General features: G+C 72.1%; 14 protein-coding genes. 5 read left to right on the top strand and 9 right to left on the bottom strand.

What is annotated here, in order from left to right; genetic code table 11:
* Positions 1–49 precede the first annotated feature (49 nt).
* The 4 genes from ABZV94_RS33445 to ABZV94_RS33460 all read right to left on the bottom strand — a co-directional run bounded on the left by ABZV94_RS33445 (position 50) and on the right by ABZV94_RS33460 (position 3,353).
* On the bottom strand, positions 50–697 hold the full coding sequence (locus ABZV94_RS33445; protein WP_356347173.1) for an SRPBCC family protein: 648 nt from the start codon (positions 695–697) through the stop codon (positions 50–52).
* Positions 698–894: 197 nt separating this feature from the next.
* A complete protein-coding gene (locus ABZV94_RS33450) occupies positions 895–1,872 on the bottom strand; it encodes an aldo/keto reductase (RefSeq protein WP_356347176.1) in 978 nt (325 codons plus the stop codon).
* A 47-nt stretch (positions 1,873–1,919) separates the two neighbouring features.
* Complete coding sequence (locus tag ABZV94_RS33455) at positions 1,920–2,381, bottom strand: cupin domain-containing protein (protein ID WP_356347178.1); 462 nt, start codon at positions 2,379–2,381, stop codon at positions 1,920–1,922.
* Positions 2,382–2,429: 48 nt separating this feature from the next.
* Positions 2,430–3,353: an amidohydrolase family protein gene (locus ABZV94_RS33460; RefSeq protein ID WP_356347180.1), complete on the bottom strand. Its 924-nt coding sequence runs from the start codon at positions 3,351–3,353 to the stop codon at positions 2,430–2,432.
* Positions 3,354–3,671: 318 nt separating this feature from the next.
* Between ABZV94_RS33460 and ABZV94_RS33465 the strand changes: the two genes are divergently transcribed.
* The 5 genes from ABZV94_RS33465 to sbnA are packed head-to-tail and all read left to right on the top strand — an operon-like array spanning position 3,672 to position 12,717.
* The gene (locus tag ABZV94_RS33465; RefSeq protein WP_356347182.1) at positions 3,672–6,248 is read left to right on the top strand and encodes a Pls/PosA family non-ribosomal peptide synthetase; all 2,577 of its coding nucleotides are present in this window, start codon (positions 3,672–3,674) and stop codon (positions 6,246–6,248) included.
* 14 nt (positions 6,249–6,262) lie between these two features.
* Positions 6,263–9,544, top strand: a complete 3,282-nt coding sequence (locus ABZV94_RS33470; RefSeq protein ID WP_356347184.1) for an amino acid adenylation domain-containing protein — start codon at positions 6,263–6,265, stop codon at positions 9,542–9,544.
* 41 nt (positions 9,545–9,585) lie between these two features.
* Complete coding sequence (locus ABZV94_RS33475) at positions 9,586–10,590, top strand: TauD/TfdA family dioxygenase (RefSeq protein ID WP_356347186.1); 1,005 nt, start codon at positions 9,586–9,588, stop codon at positions 10,588–10,590.
* On the top strand, positions 10,587–11,657 hold the full coding sequence (sbnB, locus tag ABZV94_RS33480) for a 2,3-diaminopropionate biosynthesis protein SbnB (RefSeq protein ID WP_356347188.1): 1,071 nt from the start codon (positions 10,587–10,589) through the stop codon (positions 11,655–11,657). The genes ABZV94_RS33475 and sbnB overlap by 4 nt, the downstream gene beginning before the upstream one ends.
* Before the next feature lie 37 nt (positions 11,658–11,694).
* The gene (sbnA, locus tag ABZV94_RS33485; RefSeq protein WP_356347190.1) at positions 11,695–12,717 is read left to right on the top strand and encodes a 2,3-diaminopropionate biosynthesis protein SbnA; all 1,023 of its coding nucleotides are present in this window, start codon (positions 11,695–11,697) and stop codon (positions 12,715–12,717) included.
* Positions 12,718–12,785: 68 nt separating this feature from the next.
* On the opposite strand, the gene ABZV94_RS33490 is transcribed toward sbnA, so the two are convergent.
* The 5 genes from ABZV94_RS33490 to ABZV94_RS33510 are packed head-to-tail and all read right to left on the bottom strand — an operon-like array spanning position 12,786 to position 18,006.
* Positions 12,786–13,961 (bottom strand): MFS transporter, encoded by a 1,176-nt coding sequence (locus ABZV94_RS33490; protein ID WP_356347192.1) that lies wholly within the window; start codon positions 13,959–13,961, stop codon positions 12,786–12,788.
* Complete coding sequence (locus ABZV94_RS33495; protein WP_356347194.1) at positions 13,961–14,464, bottom strand: GNAT family N-acetyltransferase; 504 nt, start codon at positions 14,462–14,464, stop codon at positions 13,961–13,963. The genes ABZV94_RS33490 and ABZV94_RS33495 overlap by 1 nt, the downstream gene beginning before the upstream one ends.
* A 1-nt stretch (position 14,465) precedes the next feature.
* Positions 14,466–15,656 (bottom strand): type III PLP-dependent enzyme, encoded by a 1,191-nt coding sequence (locus ABZV94_RS33500; protein ID WP_356347200.1) that lies wholly within the window; start codon positions 15,654–15,656, stop codon positions 14,466–14,468.
* A gap of 32 nt (positions 15,657–15,688) precedes the next feature.
* A complete protein-coding gene (locus ABZV94_RS33505) occupies positions 15,689–16,978 on the bottom strand; it encodes a DUF6271 family protein (RefSeq protein WP_356347196.1) in 1,290 nt (429 codons plus the stop codon).
* Complete coding sequence (locus tag ABZV94_RS33510) at positions 16,975–18,006, bottom strand: phytanoyl-CoA dioxygenase family protein (protein ID WP_356347198.1); 1,032 nt, start codon at positions 18,004–18,006, stop codon at positions 16,975–16,977. The genes ABZV94_RS33505 and ABZV94_RS33510 overlap by 4 nt, the downstream gene beginning before the upstream one ends.
* Between the last annotated feature and the right edge of the window lie 87 nt (positions 18,007–18,093).

An 18,093-nucleotide genomic window follows, 5' to 3' on the forward strand; every position in this document is an offset into this window, starting at 1 on the left:
CCGGATTCGAACCGGCGCTACTGCCTTGAGAGGGCAGCGTGCTAGGCCGCTACACAACGGGGGCTTTGCAGATGAGCTCTGCGAGCTGGCCTACCGCGAGCGGCGGCAGCGCGTGGAGGTCCGCGACGACGTCCACGGGGGGCGCGGCCTGTGCGTGGAGGACCGCGGACGCGCTGAGGTCGGCCACGGCGTCGGCGGTGCCCTGCGGCAGGCCGGCGGCGGTCCGCAGGCCGGCGAGCTGGGACTCGGTGGCGGCGTCGACCATGGGGCCGATCCACGGGTGCTCCTCCGTGCCGCCGTCGGCGTCCGCCTCGTGGGTCAGGGTCACCTCGCAGGCGTCCGCGCCCGGCACCGCGCGGAACTCCCAGGTGCCGCCCATGGCCAGCAGCGGCGGCTGCGGCGCCTCCTGGCGGAAGGCGATGGTGGGGGCCTCGGTCCCGCCGAACGTGCGGCGGGCGGTCCAGTCGCGGACGACGCCGGGAGCGGCCGCGGTGTCGCGGCCGGCCGACGCGGCTGCCGCGAAGGCGGCGTCCACGTCCACGGCCCACAGCCGCAGCCGGTCCCCCTGCGCGGACCGTTCCAGCACCTCGGCGTGCACGATGTTCTCGAACAGCAGCGGCCACCACCGGACGTCGGCCACCAGTTCGCGCACCTGGGCGACGGGCGCCCGGACGACGGTGGTGTGCTTGACCTTCATGGCAGCTTTCCTTTCGGGCCGTGGGGACGGGCGCGGGACGCTCCGCGCCGCGCGGGAAGAGGCTGGGCCGCCCGGCTCGCGCCGGTCTCGAACCGCCCTGGACGGTGACCGGCGGCCGGCACGATGCGCCGGAGGCCGCCCGCGCGGATGACGGACGGCCTCCGGTTCCGCCGGGCGGCGGGAGGGGAGCGGGGGCCTCAGACGTCGATCGTCCTGAGCAGGGGCGCGGGGTAGCGCTCGCCCAGGGCGGCGGGGACCGCGTCCGCGAGCCCCTGGATCTCGTCGGGGGTGAGCTCGATGTCCACGGAGGCCGCGTTCTGCTCCAGGTAGGTGCGGCGCTTGGTGCCCGGGATGGGGATGACGTCCTCGCCCTGGGCGAGGAGCCAGGCGAGGGAGAGCTGCGCCGGCGTGACGCCCTTGTTCTCGGCCAGTTCGTAGAGCACCGGCAGGAACGTCATGTTCCGGTAGAGGTTGTCGCCCTGGAGCCGGGGGTCGTTGCGCCGGAAGTCCGCCATGGCCAGCCTGTCCATCGTCAGGTCGCCGCTCAGGAATCCGCTGCCGAGGGGCCGGTAGGCGACCAGGGAGACGCCGAGTTCCCGGAGCGTGGGCAGGATCCCCGCCTCGACGTGGCGCTCCCAGAGCGAGTACTCGGTCTGCACCGCGGCGACCGGGTGCACGGCGTGGGCCCGGCGCACGGTGGCGGCCGAGACCTCGCACAGGCCGATGTGGCCGACCTTGCCCGCCGCGACCAGTTCGCCGAGCGCCCCGACCGACTCCTCCACGGGGACGTCGGGGTCGACGCGGGCCAGGTAGTACAGGTCGATGCGGTCGGTGCCGAGCCGGTGCAGCGAGGCGTCGATCCGCGTCTTGATGTACTCCGGCCGTCCGTTGACGCGCGGGGGGCCGCCGGGTACGGCCTCCATGCCCGTCTTCGAGGCGATGACCGCCTCGTCCCGCCGGCCGGCGAGTGCCGTGCCGACGATTCTCTCGCCGGCCCCGTCGGGGCCGTAGAAGTCCGCGGTGTCGACGAGGGTGACGCCCAGGTCGAGGGCGCGCCGTACCGTGGCCGCGGCCTCCGCCTCGTCGGCGGGCCCGTACGAACCGCCCATGCCCATGGTGCCCAGGCCGAGGGCGGACACCCGCGGTCCCCCGCTGCCCAGTTGCCGGTTGTCCATGAAGCCTCCTCTCCAGGTCGCTGTCGGTGCTGGACCGGTGCCGGTGCTCAGGCCGGTTCCTGGTCGTAGCGGTCGAAGATCTCCTTGAGCACCTCGGGGGTGGCCCGCCCCGGCGGGATCGCGTCGATCTCCCGGAAGTGGTTCTCGTATCCGGCCGGGTTGATGACGCTGAGGAGCGTGCCCGGCTCGTCGCCGATGTTCTTGAAGGCGTGCGGTACACCGCGCGGTGCGTAGCAGAATGCGCCGGGACCGGCCTCGATCAGTTCGTCGCCGGTCAGCACCTCGAAGTGCCCGCTCACCACGTAGAACGCCTCGGTGTGGGTGCGGTGCAGGTGGGGCGGGGCGTTGCCGCCCGGCGGGAAGACGGCCTCGATCATGGCGAGGGAACCGTCCGTGTCGTCGCCGCTCAGCTTCATCGAGAAGCTGTTGCCGAAGATGCTGAGGCTCTCTCCGGCGCCCGGCGGCAGCAGGACGTACTTCCGGGCGGCCGCGGAATGGAAGGTGGTCATCGGCAAATCCCTCGGTGGGGCGGGGCCGGGCCGGCCCCGCTGCTGCGGTCAGTCCTTGATGCGGCCGGGGAAGAGCGCCTGCGCGTTGGCGTGGTTGATGCCGTCGCGCTGCTCGGACGTCATGTCGTGGGTGTCGAGGAAGCCGTTGTAGTAGGGGATCTCCTCCTCGGCGAACGGCCAGTCGCTGCCGTACAGCACGTGCCCCGGCTTGGCGAAGGCGAGGAGGCTGGGCAGGCTGGAGGGGCTGGCCGTGAGGGCGGTGTCGAAGTAGAAGGAGCGCATCTGCTCCACGACGTCCGCCGTGCTGAGGTCGCCCCAGGTGGCGGGCGCGGTGGCCATGCGGTGGGCCGCGAACGGCACGAAGCCGCCGCCGTGCGAGAGGATGATGCGCACGTTCGGGTACCGCACCGTGCGTCCGGTGCGCACCAGGTCGATCGCCGTGCGCACCGTGTCGAGGAGGTAGTCCGCGACATACGACGGGATGCCCGGCGCGGGGGTCCCGCCGACGCCCGTCGGGTGGGTGAAGAGCACCGCGCCGCGCCGGTCGAGTTCCTCGAAGACGGGCTCGAACTCGGGGTCGCCGAGGTAGCGTCCGTGCACGTTCGTCGGCAGCAGGACGCCGTCCGCCCCCAGCTCGTCGTACGCGACGCGGATCTCCTCCAGCGCCGCGTCCACGTCGGGCAGCGGCAGGGTGGCGAAGAATCCGAACCGGTCCGGGTAGTCCTTCGCCATCTCGGCCGTGAACTCGTTGACCTCGCGAGCCTTCGGGGCGAGGTCGTCCGCGTCCAGCCGCAGCCCGATCGGGGCCGTCGAGACGATCGCCGTGCGGATGCCGTGGTCGTCCAGCATGCGGAGCGTGCGCGCCACGCTCCACGGCACGGGGCGCGCCTTGTACAGGCCCTTCTCGATCAGCCAGTTCCGGTAGGCGGGAGGCAGCACGTGGTGGTGAGTGTCGACGCGGCCTTCAGGCATCAGCTCTACCTCGCTTCGTGAGGGGGACGGTGACCGACTGGACCCGCGGCTGCGAGCCGAGGGGAGAGTGGCAACGGGGACTAGCGGCGCTCTGGAGGATGGGTGGGACGACGGGGAGGGCAGCCGTTCGGGTGAGCGTTGCGCGGGGCGTGCGGCGCGGAAACCAAGGAATTCCGAGCCAACGGCGCTCCCGGGCGGAGCGAATGGGTCGATGCGAAGTGGCAGGCTGCTGTCCACCTCGCCAGACTGAAACCGATGGTTCCTGATCAGGAATCGTCCGGCCGGCCATTGGCGATCCATACGTCCTCAGGAGATGTAATGGTGGAGCAGTCCTCCGAGGTCCCCATATCCCGGCCCGACCACCCTGCCGTCACCCTGAGCGACACCGGGTCCGACAGGGTGCAGACCGAGCGGAAACTCGCGGAAACTCTGGCAGAGCTCACGGGCACCGACCATGTTCCCGCCGAGAGTCACTTCTTCAATGATCTCGGCGCTAATTCCCTGGTGATGGCCCAGTTCTGCGCGCGGCTGCGGAAAAACCCGGATCTTCCCTCGCCGTCCATGCGGGACATCTACCGGCATCCCACGATTCGGAGCCTGACGGCTGCCCTCGTCGAGGCCGGTGCCGCCGATACTCCCGCGCCCTCGCCGGAGCCTGCGGCGCCGCCCGTTCCGGTGAGGCGCGCGAGCCGCGCCCACCATGTGCTGTGCGGGACGGCCCAGCTGCTGATCTTCCTGGTGTATTCCCTCGTCTGGGGATTCGTCACCGCGCGCGGGTACGAGTGGATCGCCGCGGGTTCCGGCTTCGTCGGCATCTATATACGGTCGCTGCTGTTCGGCGGCATCGGCTTCCTCGCCCTGTGTGTATTTCCGGTCATCGCGAAATGGCTGCTCGTCGGCCGCTGGAAACCTGGTGAGTTCCCCGTCTGGGGAGCGGCGTATCTGCGTTTCTGGTTCGTGAAGGTGCTGCTGCACGCGAATCCGATGGTGTTCTTCGTCGGGACCCCGCTGTACGTGCTGTACCTGCGGGCGCTGGGCGCGCGGATCGGCAAGGGGGTCACGATCCTCTCCCGCACCGTCCCGGTCTGCACCGATCTGCTGACGGTCGGCGCCGGGACGGTGATCCGCAAGGACGCGTTCTTCCTCTGCTACCGGGCCCACGCGGGCCTGATCCAGACCGGCCGGGTCACGCTGGGCCGGGACGTGTACATCGGTGAGAAGACCGTCCTGGACATCGACACCTCGCTGGGCGACGGCGCCCAACTGGGCCATTCCTCCGCGCTGCACACCGGTCAGGCGGTGCCGGACGGGGAGCGCTGGCACGGCTCCCCGGCGGAGCCCGCGCAGGTGGACTACCTGCGGGTCGCGCCGGCGAGGTGCGGCACCGTGCGGCGGGCCTGGTTCGGTGCGCTCACGCTGCTGCAGACGCTCCTGCTGTACCTGCCGCTCACCCTCGGCGGCGTGTACATGCTGTTCACCGAGGTCCCGGCGATCGGCAAGCGGCTCGATCCGCAGACGGCGGTGCTGACCCGGCCGGAACTGATTCCGGACGCGCTCGCCGTCTCACTGGTCCTGTTCTGCGGCTTCCTCGTCCTGGGGATCGTCGTGCTGTACACCGTTCCCCGCCTGATGGGTGTGTTCGTCAAACCCGACCGGGTCTATCCGCTGTACGGATTCCACTACACGCTGCACCGGGCGGCGGCGCGCATGACGAACATCAAGTTCTTCGCGTGGCTTTTCGGTGACAGTTCGTACATCGTGCATTATCTGCGTGGGCTCGGCTACGACCTGTCACGGGTGGAGCAGACCGGATCCAATTTCGGCACCGAGATGCAGCACGAGACGCCTTTCATGGTCACGGTGGGCAGCGGCACGATGGTGGCCGACGGGCTCTCCGTCATCAACGCGGATTACTCCAGCACGTCCTTCCGGGTGTCCCGGGTGTCGATCGGTCCGCGCAATTTCCTGGGCAACAACATCGCCTATCCCGTGGGCGGCAGGACGGGTGAGAACTGCCTGCTCGCCACCAAGGTCATGATTCCCCTCGACGGCGAGGTACGGGAAGGCGTGGGACTGCTCGGTTCACCGTGTTTCGAGATTCCCCGCTCGGTGGACCGGGACGCCCGGTTCGACCATCTCCGGGAAGGCGACGAACTGAGCCGCCACCTCAGCGCGAAGAACCGCTACAACCTGCGCTCGATGGCCCTGATGCTGGGCATGCGCTGGTTCCTCGTCTTCGCGCTCACCCTGTTCGGACTCGTCTCCGTGGACCTGTACGGCGTCGTCGGGCACGTGGTGATCGCCCTCTACCTTGCCATGACGCTCGCGTTCTCCACCGGATATTACATTCTCGTGGAGCGCTGCCTGACGAGGTTCCGGGCGCTCACGCCACAACTGTGTTCCATCTACCACCCGATTTTCTGGTGGCACGAACGCGTGTGGAAAATGCCGAGCCACTATCTCAACATCTTCAACGGGACGCCTTTCAAGGCCCTGGTCTGGCGACTCCTGGGAGTGCGCATCGGCCGCCGGGTGTTCGACGACGGCTGCTACATCACCGAACGCACCCTGGCCACCATCGGCGACGAGTGCACCCTCAACGCCGGAAGCAAGATCCAGTGCCACTCCCAGGAGGACGGCACGTTCAAGTCCGACGGCAGCACGCTCGGCGCCGGCTGCACGCTGGGCGTCGGCGCCCATGTGCACTACGGCGTGACCATGGGCGACGGCTCGGTGCTGGCACCCGATTCCTTCCTCATGAAAGGCGAGGAAGTCCCCCCGAACGCGCACTGGGGCGGCAACCCGGCCGTGGACATGCCGGGAGCCGGCAACCGGCCCGGCGGCACGGCCCGGGCCCTGCAGGCGACCGGCGCCCGCGCGTCCGTCACGAGGTGAGGAAGGCGATTTCGATGGGAACGCGCGTGGAAGCCGTGGAGACGGACCGGGAGTTCTGGAGCCGTGTGCTGACCGCAGGCGGCGGCACCGCCGTGCCGCGGTGGGTCCAGGAGCCGGTTCCGGGAACGTCGGAGCAGGAGACCCCGGTCCCGGACGACGTGGTGACCTCGGTGCGCGCGCTGGTGCGGCGGTCGGGGCTGCCGCTGAGCGCGCTGCTGCTGGCGGCGCACGCCAAGGTGCTGGCCGCGCTGTCCGGCGAGCGGGAGGTGGTGACGGGGTACACCGCCGGAGTGCGCGGCGAGCCGCTGCCGTGCCGGCTGACCGTGCCCCCGGGGTCCTGGCGGGACCTCGTGTCGGCCGCCGAGCGCGCCGAGGCGGAGGTGCTGGCGCACCGGGAGTTCCCGGTGCCGGAACTGCGGCGGGAGATGGGGCTGACCGAGCCGTCGTACGAGGCTGTGTTCGGCCCCATGGGTGCCGAGGAGGCCGAGGCCCATGCCGACGACGCCGACGACGGTGTGCTGCATGTGCGCTGGCGCGACCGGGGCGGCCGGCTGAGCCTGCGCCTGCGGTACCGCACGGATGTGCTGGACGCGCGAAGCGCGGACCGTGTCGGCGGTTACCACCTGAAGGCGCTGCGGCTGCTGGCGGCCGATCCGGACGCCGACCACGCCCAGCACGGTCTGCTGTCGGCCGAGGAGGTGCGGGAGCAGCTGGAGGGGATGGCGGGGCCGCACCGGGCGCTGCCGGACGCACGCGCGCACGAGCTGTTCGAGCAGCGGGCGCGGGCGCATCCGCGGGCGGTGGCCGCGGTGCACGGCGAGCGGGAGTGGACGTACGGGGAACTGAACGCGCGGGCCAACCGGCTGGCGCGGGCGCTGCTGGCCCGCGGGCTGGGCCGGGAGGACGTGGTCGCCGTCGTCACCGAACGGAACCTCGACTGGCTCGCGGCGACGCTGGCGGTGTTCAAGGCGGGCGGGGCGTATCTGCCGATCGAGCCGCACTTCCCGGCCGGCCGTATCGCGGCGACGCTGTCGCGGGCGGGGTGCCGGCTGGTCCTCACCGAGTCCGGCAGCACCGAGACCCTCGACGAGGCGCTGGCCACCGTACCGGGCGTCGAGAAGCTGCCGGTGGAGACGGCGTACGCGGAGCCGCACGCCGACGACGACCCCGGGGTGCGGGTGGACCCCGGCCAGCTGGCCTACATCTTCTTCACCTCCGGCTCCACCGGCGAGCCGAAGGGCGCGATGTGCGAGCACGCGGGCCTGCTCAACCACCTGTACGCCAAGATCGACGACCTGGGGATCGACGAGGGGTCCGTGGTGGCGCAGACCGCCCCGCAGTGCTTCGACATCTCCCTGTGGCAGCTGGTGTCCGCGCTGCTGGTCGGCGGGCGGACCCTGCTGATCGGCCAGGACGTGGTCGTGGACGTGGAGCGGTTCGTCGACACGCTGGTGCGGGGCCGGGTGGCCGTGGCCCAGCTCGTGCCCTCCTACCTGGAAGTCGTGGTCTCGTACCTGGAGCAGCACCCGCGGGAGTTGCCGGACCTGCGGTGGGTGTCGGTGACCGGCGAGGCGCTGAAACGGGAGCTGGTGCAGCGCTGGTTCGCGCTCCAGCCGGGCATCAGGCTGCTCAACGCCTACGGACTGACGGAGACCTCGGACGACACCAACCACGAGGTGCTGGACGGCGTACCCGACCGCGTACTGCTGGGGCACGCGGTCAACAACGTGCGCGTGTACGTCGTGGACGAGCAGCTGGCGCTGGTGCCCCTGGGCGCTCCCGGGCTGATCGCGTTCTCCGGCGTCTGCGTGGGCCGGGGGTACGTCAACGATCCCGAGCGGACCCGGGAGGCGTACCGGACGGACCCGTACCGGCCCGGGGAGCGGCTGTACCTGGGCGGCGACTGGGGACGCTGGCACCCCGGCGGCAAGCTGGAGTTCCTGGGCCGCCGGGACAGCCAGGTCAAGATCCGCGGCTTCCGGATCGAGATCGGCGAGATCGAGAACACCCTGCTGCGGGTGGCCGGGGTGCGGGACGGCGCGGTGGTCGTCGTCGAGCGGGGAGGCGGCAACACGCAGCTGATCGCCTTCCACACCGGGCGGCGCCACGAGCCGGACGTGCTGCGCGAGGCGCTCGCGGCGGCCCTGCCCGCCTACATGGTCCCCGCGGCCTTCCACTGGCGGGAGAGCCTGCCGCTGACCGCCAACGGCAAGATCGACCGCAAGGCCCTGACCGCGGAGGCCGCGCGAACGGGCACCGAACCGGACGCGGCGGACCGGGCGGAGCGGGACGCGCTCAGCCCGACCGAGCGGCGGCTGGCGGCCGCCTGGGCCGAGCTGCTGGGCGTGCCCGAGCACCGGATCGGCCGCACGGACCACTTCTTCGACTCGGGCGGCACCTCCCTGTCGGCCGTCAAGCTCAGCATCGCGCTGGACCGCGCGGTCTCCCTGCGGGACATCACCCGGCATCCCGTGCTCGCCGACCTGGCCGCCCTCCTCGACGGCGCCGCCCGGCAGCGCCCGGAGCTGCTCCAGCCCCTGTCGGAGGCGAACGGCACGCCGGAGAGCGCGCTGGTCTGCTTCCCGTACGCGGGTGGCAACGCGGTGAACTACCGCCCGATGGCGGCGGCGCTGGCCGGCAGCGGTCCGGCGGTCCTCGCGGTGGACCTGCCCGGTCACGACCTGGCGGCCCACCGGGAGCCGTTCGCGTCGATCGCGGACGTCGCCGCGCGGGTCGCCGACGAGATCACGGCGCGCGGCCTGACCCGGGTCATGCTGTGGGGCCACTCGTCGGGCGCCGCACCGGCCCTGGAGACGGCCAGGACGCTCCAGGAGCGCGGTGTGCGGGTCACCCGGGTGTTCCTCGGGGCGCAGTTGCTCGGCACCGCCGAGGACCGGGCCGCCGCCGTCGCCGAACTGACGGGCCTGAGCGACGCGGAGATCGCGGCGCGGCTGACCGCGGACAGCGGCTACACCGAGCTCGCCGAACTGAACGCGCGGCACGCCGAGCACATCGGCGCCGCCTACCGGCACGACTGCGTCGGCGCCCACCGCTACTTCCAGGCCCTCCTTGAAACCCCGCCGCCCTCGAAGCTGTCCGCGCCGGTCTCGGTGGTGGTCGCCGCCGACGACCCGCACACGGCCGGCCACGCCGACCGCCACCGCGACTGGCTGCTGCTGGCCGAGCACGTGGACCTGCACGAACTGGCCGACGGGGGTCACCACTTCCTCCGCACCCGGCCTGCCGAGGCCGCGCGCGCCGTCCTGAGCGCGGCCGTCCCCCTGGCCTCCACCTGACCCGTACGTCCACGCGACGGGCGACCGAAAGGAACACCGAGATGCCGTCCTCATCCCTGGCAGCACCGCTCGACGTGGAGCTGCGGCCGGACAGACCCGCGCTGCTGCGCGTGGACCGGCCCGCCGACCCCGCGAGCTGGGCGGCCGAACACCGCGAGGCGCTGCGGGCCCAGGTCACCGAGCACGGGGCGCTGCTCGTCCGCGGGCTCGCCCTGAAGGACGCGGACCAGGTCGGTGCCGTCTTCGCACGGCTGGCCGGGACGCTCATGCCGGAGCGGGAGGCCTTCGCCCCCCGGCAGGACCACGGCCGGGGCCTGTACTCCTCCACGCCGTGGCCGGCCAACCAGCCGATGTGCATGCACCACGAGCTGAGCTACCCGCTGGAGGTGCCCGGTCTGCTGCTCTTCGCCTGCCTGACCGCGCCCGAGCAGGGCGGGGCGACCGCGGTCGCCGACGCCGCGCAGGTCCTCCAGGCCCTGCCCGCCGAGCTGACCGAGCGGTTCGAGCGGGAGGGCTGGCTGCTGACCCGCAGCTACAACGAGGAGATCGGGGCGTCCCTGGAGGAGTCGTTCGGCACCGGCGACCGCGCCGAGATCGAACGCTACTGCCGGGCCAACGCCATCGACGTCCACTGGCAGGACGACGGGTCCCTGCGCACCGAGCAGCGCCGCTGCGCCGTCGTACGGCACCCGGTCACCGGCAGGCGGTGCTGGTTCAACCAGATCGCGTTCCTCAACGAGTGGACGCTGGCCCCGGAGGTGCGCGAGTACCTGGTGGACGAGTACGGCGCCGACAGCCTGCCCTTCAACACCCGCTACGGCGACGGCAGCCCGATCGGCGAGGACGTCGTCCAGCTCCTGAACGCCACCTACGAGGAGCACACCCGGCGCGAGCCCTGGCAGGCCGGCGACCTGATGCTCGTGGACAACATCGCCACCGCGCACAGCCGGGAGGCGTACACCGGCGAGCGTCAGGTGCTGGTCGGCATGGCCGAGCCGCGGCGCCTGGCCGACTCCTGCCCGACGGGGGAGGCGAGCCACCGATGACCGACATGCTGTCGACCGCCACCGAACCGGACACGCCCGAACCGGGCTCTGTGCCCTCCTTCGCGGTGATCTCCGGCAAGCAGGTGGAGCAGGCCCTCGGCGGGCGCGAGAAGGAGCTGGTGGACCTGGTGGAGGCCACCTACCGGCTGCACGGCGCCGGGGACTCGGTCAACCCGCCCTCGTACTTCCTGCGCTTCCCCGACCGTCCGACCGCCCGGATCATCGCGCTGCCCGCCTCCATCGGCGGCTCGGCGCGGGTGGACGGGCTGAAGTGGATCTCCAGCTTCCCCGACAACGTGCGGACCGGGCTGCCCCGGGCCTCCGCGGTGCTGATCCTCAACGACCACGACACCGGCTACCCGTTCGCGTGCCTGGAGAGTTCCGTCATCAGCGCCACCCGGACCGCGGCCTCCGCCGCGCTGGCGGCCGACTGGCTCAGCCGCACCCGGAGCCGTCCCCGTCGCGTCGGGTTCTTCGGCACCGGCCTGATCGCCCGGTACATCCACACGTTCCTGGCCGGCTCCGGCTGGACCTTCGACGCCGTCGGCGTGCACGACGTGTCCGCCGACAGCACCGCCGGGTTCTGCGGTTATCTGCGCCAGGCCGGCGCCACCGGGCAGGTCACCGTCCACGACAGCGCCGAGGACCTGGTCCGCTCCAGCGACCTGGTGGTCTTCGCCACCGTCGCGGGCCGGCCCCACGTCACGGACCCGGGCTGGTTCAGCCACAACCCCCTGGTGCTGCACGTGTCGCTGCGCGACCTCGCGCCCGAGGTCCTGCTCGCCTCGGCCAACTTCGTGGACGACGTGGAGCACTGCCTGAAGGCGGACACCTCCCCGCACCTGGTCGAGCAGCGCACCGGGAACCGCGACTTCCTCAACGGGACCCTGTACGACGTGCTCCAGGGACGGGCCGCCCCGCCCCACGACCAGCCGGTGGTCTTCTCGCCCTTCGGCCTGGGCGTCCTCGACCTGGCCGTCGGCAAGTACGTCTACGACCAAGTGGCCCGGGCGGGGGAACTCCGCCTCATCGACGACTTCTTCCACGATCTGCGCCGGTACGGCTGAGGCCGTTGCCCTCAGCCCAGGGACCAGGAGGCCTGCCGTGCCCGTCATCTCCGCTCCCCACGCCTTCAACGAAGGAAGTCTCTTCATCGATCTAGAGTCGATTTTCGGACACCGCCTCTACCTCAAGTGCGAGGGCTTCAACTTCGCCGGCTCCATCAAGTTGAAGGCCGCGAAGGAGATGGTGGAGAGCGCCGAGCGGGAAGGATCCCTGACCCCGGATTCCATTCTCGTGGAGTCCTCGTCCGGAAACCTGGGCGTCGCGCTCAGCATGATCGCCGCCAGCAAGGGCTACCGGTTCCTGTGCGTCACGGACTCCCGGTGCAACCTGTCGACGAAACTGCTGATGGAAGCCCTCGGCAGCCATGTGCACGTCGTGACCGACCTGGACGCCAACGGCGGCTTCCTGGGTACGCGGCTCGAATACGTCCGCTCGCTGTGCGCCTCCGACGACCGCTACGTGTGGCTCAGCCAGTACACCAACGCGGGCAACTGGCGGGCGCACTTCCGTACGACGGCACCGGAGATCGCCGTCCACTTCCCCCGCCTCGACGTGCTGTTCGTCGGGACGGGCACCGCCGGGACGCTGATGGGCTGCGCCCGCTACTTCCGCAAGTGGCACCGGCCGGTCCGGATCGTCGCCGTGGACAGCGTGGGCTCGGTGGCCTTCGGCGGCACCCCCGGCCGCCGGATGATCCCGGGCCTGGGCATGAGCATGCGCCCCCCGCTGCTCGACGAGGAGTACGTGGACGAGGTGGTCCGGGTGGAGGAGGCGGACACCATCCGCACCTGTCACCGCCTGGCCCGGCGGGGCTTCCTGTTCGGCGGCTCCACGGGGACCGTGGTGAGCGCCGCGACGGACTGGCTGGCCCGGCACGGCACCCGTGACCTCACGGCGGTGGCGATAGCCCCCGACCTCGGCGAGCGCTACCTCGACACCATCTACCAGAGCAACTGGCTGCAGGACCTCTACGGCGAGCACCTGCTGGACTCCGCCCGGATGCACAGCCCCTGGGAGGAGAACTCGGCGTCACGCGCCCCGGGCCGCCGCCGAAGAGCGTAGAGATCTCCCCCGCGACGCACGGCCGGCCCGGGGCGGTCACGCGGAACCGACGAGCGGACCGGCGGGCCTCAGCCGACCGGTTCCGGTTCGGGAGCGGGGGCCCGCCACGGGATCCGGAAGGCGGTCGCCGTCACAATCAGGGCGGAGGCCGCCACCGTGGCCATCCCCGCGGTCAGGTCCGTCGCGCCGGCGACGAAGCCGATCAGGGCGGGGCCGGCCAGCAGGCCCGTGGTGCCCATCGCGGCGACCAGCGCCAGCGCGTCCGCGCCGCGGGCGGCCGCCGCCACGTACACGCATGGAGTGACGGCCGCCGCGCCGAGCCCGACGCAGGCGAAGCCGAGCAGCGTGGGCACCACTCCCCCGGCGAGCAGCGCGAGGGCGAGGCCCACGGCGGCCACCGCGCTGCCGGCCCGCACCACGCGACCGTCGCCCCAGCGGGTGCGCCAGCGGTCCGCGCACACCCGGGCCAGCAGCATCATCACGGAGACGACCGCGATGCCCAGCGGGGCGACGGTCGCCGACGCCCTCACGACGTCCTTCATGTAGAGCGTCGACCAGTCGTTCATCGCGCCCTCGGTGATCGTGCCGAACGCCATGGCGCAGCCCATGAGCAGGGTCGTTCCGGAGGGCAGGCCGCGGCGGCCGCGGCGCTTCGCGCCGTCCGGGGCCGCGGGGTCCGGCTCCCGGTGGGTCAGCAGGCCCGGCCGGGCGCCGGCGAGCAGGAGCAGCAACAGGAGACCGGCCACGCCGAAGTGGGCCGGGACGGACGCGGTCAGGGTGGTCACGCCGGAGGCCAGCAGGGCGGCGGCGAGCAGACCGCCGCTGAAGGTGGCGTGCAGCTGGGACATGGCCGTACGCCCGTGGGCGCTCTCCAGTGCGGCGCCCTGCGCGTTCATGGCCACGTTGAGGCAGCCGACCGCGACGCCGTCGGCGCACACGGCGAGCAGGGCCAGCGGGTAGTCCGGAACGGCCGACAGGGCGGCCAGGACGGCGATCAGGGCGGCGGCGGAGACGAGGGACAGCAGGCGGGAGCCGAGCCGCCGCATCAGGACGGCGACCAGCGGGAAGGAGGCCGCCGCGCCGGCCCCGCAGGCCATGAGCAGCAGACCCACCTCGCCGGCGCCCAGGTCCAGCCGGGCCTTCAGCGCGGGCAGCCGGGACACCCAGGTGCCGTACTGGAAGCCGAGGAAGCAGAACAGGGCCGCGATCGACCACTTGGCGCGCCGGAAGGAGGGTGCGGCCATCAGCTCGCCTTCCGCAGGACGGCGACCTGCGCCGACATGTACACCGCGCCGCCGCCGTAGCCGTCCGGCACGCGCGCCTCGTGGTGGGGGCGGTAGCCGTTGGCCCGCCAGAAGGACTCCTTGCCGGCGATCGCGACCAGCGACATGGTCGCGAAGCCCCGGGCGCGCGCCGCGTCCGTGAGGTGCCGGACCAGACGGGTACCCAGGCCCCGGCGCCGCAGGGGCGCGCCGACGACCAGGTCGTGCAGGTGCAGGTTCGTGGCGTGGTGGGCGACCTGCTCCGGGCGGGTCAGGTCCGGGCACTGGAACCGCGGGTACGGCAGGGCGAGGACGTAGCCCGCGATCCGGCCGTCGGCCTCCAGGACGAAGCTGGTGCCCGCCCGGGCCCGGGACCGCAGGCCCGCCTCGCCCTCCGTGAGCGAGGTGTCCGCGTACGCCGCGGCCTCTAGGGCGGCCACCTGGGGCCAGTCGGCCTCGGTGATGCCGCGTATGAGACCTGTCATCTCAGTGGTGTCCTTCCTGCCCACGGGTGCACACGGTCGGCAGCGGGCGGATGCCGTTGAACCCCCGGGTCATGTAGCTGCCGGCGTAGGCGCCGGCGGAGAGGATCCGGACCGGGTCGCCGGAGCCGACGGACCGGGGCACGCGCACCGGGTGGCGGCCGCCGCCGTAGGCGTCGTCGCTGTCGCAGGTGGGTCCGGCGACGATCGCGGGGACGTGCTCCTCGGTCTCCCGCCCCGGGAAGACCAGCGGGTGGGTCACCTGGTCCATCTCGTACAGGCCGTTGAACTTGCCCACGCTCAGGTACAGCCAGCGGGCGCGTCGGCCGTCCGGCTGCGTCCGCTCGGTCAGCCGCACCACGTGGGCGTGGATCACGCCGTGGTCGGCGACCAGGTGGCGCCCCGGCTCCAGCACGAAGTCGAGTGGCGCGGCGGCCAGCGCGTTCAGGCGTTCCATGCCCTCGCGCAGCACGGTGAAGATCTTGTCCAGCGGCGGGTCGAGGGGGTTGCCGCGCCGGTCGAGGTAGCCGAGCGCGGGCAGCCCGCCGCCGAGGTTCACATGGTCGGGTGCGATCCCCTGCCCGGCCAGCGCCGTCAGGGTGCCGGCGAGGGTGTCCAGGGCCTGCTGCCAGGCCTCGCCGGTCATCTGCTGGGAACCGACGTGCACGGACAGGCCCGCCGGGACGAGGCCGGCGGCGCGGGCCGTGGTCAGGACGCGGACGGCGTCGTCCGGTGCGCACCCGAACTTGCGGTTCAGGCCCCACAGGGCGCCGTCCCCGCTGGTGGCGAGGCGGCAGAACACGCGGGCGCCGGGCGCGTGCGCGGCGACGGCGGTGACGTCCTCGACGCTGTCGGTGGCGAACGTGCGGATGCCCAGGCGGTGGGCCTCGGCGATGTCGTGGTCGGACTTGATGGTGTTGCCGTAGTGGATGCGGTCGGGGTCCGCACCGCAGCGGAGGGCTTGCTCGATCTCGGCGGGGCTCGCCGCGTCGAAGCCGGCGCCTCTGGCGGTCAGGCAGCGCAGGACGTCGTCGACCGGGCAGGCCTTGAGTGCGAAGCGGATGCGGGTGCCGGGCAACTCGGCGAGCAGGGTGTCGTATTGGTGCTCTATGCCGGTGAGGTCGTAGTGGAGGTGGTCCGTCGTGCGGCTGCCGCTCCGTCGTGGCTGGTCGCGCCCACGCGGCGGCAGCCGCATGTCGGACGGGGCCCCGCGCCCCTGTGGGGCGCTCATGGCCGGGCCGCCTCTATCAGTGCGGGCCAGGCCTCGATCAGGTCCGCGAAGGATGCGATGTCCTGTTCGGCCTCGTCCAGTAACCGGGCCCGGTCTGCCGCGAGTCGGTCCGCGAACGCCGCGTACCGGCCGCCCAGTTTGCGGTACGCCGTGTCCACCCGGTCCAGGCGCCAGATGTTCTCGGAGCGGTCCAGCCCCGTGCTCGCGCGGAGGAACTCCACGATCCGCTCGGGCCGGACCCGCTGACGCTCGTCCAGCAGCCCCGCGCCCTCCGCCGCCATCCGGTCGTACACGGCGTGGAAGTAGAGCATCGACAGCAGGAACTTCACGAAGCGGCGCTGGTAGGCCGGGAAGCCGGTGTCGGTGCGGCGTTCAGGGGTGTGGAAGTTCTCGATGTGGCGGTTGTGCAGGATGCCGGGCAGCCCCGCGTCATGGACGAGGTGGAGGAGGAAGTAGTCGCTGCCGATGGTGTCGGTGGCGGGCGGGAGGGGGACGCGCTCGTACACCGCGCGGTCGAAGGCGATGTTGCACATGTCGACGCGCATGGGGTCGACCACGGTGAGGGTGGAGTGGTCCCCGGTGAAGGGGGCGGTGCCCGCGCCCGTGAAGGACTCCTCGACCAGGGCGCGCCTGCGGTCCTCCGGCCAGTCGCCGGGGGCCCAGAGGCCGACCACGTCGTGGTAGACGGCCTCGTCCAGGCGTCGTATCTCGCCGAGGTCCACGGAGAGTTCGCCGATGAAGGAGGCTCCGGCCAGGGAGACCGGGCGGTCGGCCAGTGCCGGGATGAGGTCGGTGCGGGTGACGGCGGCCGCGGCCTCGGCGGCGGGGCGGCCGAGCCAGGGCAGCTCGTGGTGGACGGGGAACACCGGTTGCCCGGCGTGGCGCTGGTAGGTGCTGTCGGAGTCGCGGCGGTGCACCGAGTCGCAGCCGAGGGCGGTGGCCAGCAGGAACGCGCGGTTGGTGCAGGCGCCGTAGGAGACGGCGGGCGGGAGCATGAGGTGCAGCAGGCGGTCCGGCTCGGGCAGGCCCGCCTTCCGGATGATCCGGCGCAGGAGGTCCCGCTGGGCCGCCTCGTCGTGGTGGTGGACGGTCACGCCCTGGTGCGCGGGCAGGGCGGCGAGCGTGCGGGCGTGCTCGGCCCGGGTGCGGTCGTCGGCGGAGTCCAGGACGAGCAGCTGGACGTCGGCGCCGAAGTGCCGGGCGGCGTAGGCGGCTTCGGCGTGCAGGGCGGTGAGGGTGGCGGAGCAGGCCCGGTTGGTGGGCAGGGTGAGGCAGACGCGGTTCACCGGGCACCTTCCGCGGCGGCCCAGGGGTCGAGGCCGAGCAGCCTGCGTCCCAGGTCGTTGAGTTCGGCGGGACCGTAGCGGAGGGCTTCGGGCTCGCGGGCGTCGCCGAGCAGGGTGGCGTTCCAGTCGGGGGTGGCGAGGGTGCGCCAGGATTCCACGCGGGAGTCGCGCAGGGCCGTGTGCTCCTCCAGCGCGGGCATCATCGACAGGTACTGGACGGCTCTGACAGCGTTGTCGGAGACGTTGGGCGCGACGCCGTGGGCGAGCAGCCCGTTGAAGATCAGCAGGTCGCCGGCCTGGAGTTCGGGGCGCACCACCGGGAACTCGGCACGGTCGGTGTTGGGGCGGACCGGGTCGCGGCCGGACGGCTGGGTGAGACGCCACTCCTCGAAGCGGCGGAAGAGTTCGGGCGCGCACTGGAAGCCGCCGAGTTCGGGGCGGGTGTCGGTGAGCGCGATGATGCCCTGCACCCGCTGCGGCAGGACGGCGAGGGTGGTGTCGACGTCCCAGTGCAGCTCGATGTCGAAGCCCTCGTCGGTGGGTTCGATGTGGGAGCGCGACCGGGTGAGTTTGTTCGGCGGGTTGAGGTTGAGGCGGTCCAGGGTGACCCACAGTTCCGGGCTGTCCCAGACGTCCACGAAGGCGTCGTAGACGCGCTGGTTCTGCCGGCTGTCCCAGATGAGCTGGTGGTGGTAGGCCTCGACGAAGCCGTAGATGAACAGGTGCCGGTCGAGTTCGGAGCGGAACTCGGGCTCCTCGTACCAGGTGTCGGGGCGGTCTGGGTCGAGTCCCTGGAACTCCCAGGCGAAGTCCAGCAGGGCCTTGGCCTCGCCGGGCGTGATGGCCTCCCGTACGACGACGTAGCCGTACGTCTGCCAGAAGGCGAAGTCCTCCTCGGACAGCACGCGCAGCGGCTGGGTCTTCCGGAGGTCGCGCAGGGGGGTCGGAGCGAGGTAGGTCTCGCCGTCGGCGCTGAAGTAGGGGCGGCCGGTCGCCGCGCGGTGGAGGAAGGGGTGGGGCGTTTGCATGCGTTTCCTCTGGAACTGGAGCACAAGTGCGGTGGAGATCCGGGAAAAGAGCACGATCGAGCGGGCCGCCCGCCGCGGCGGGCGGCC

The sequence above is a fragment of the Streptomyces sp. NPDC004658 genome (assembly GCF_040609555.1).
GTDB lineage: Bacteria > Actinomycetota > Actinomycetes > Streptomycetales > Streptomycetaceae > Streptomyces.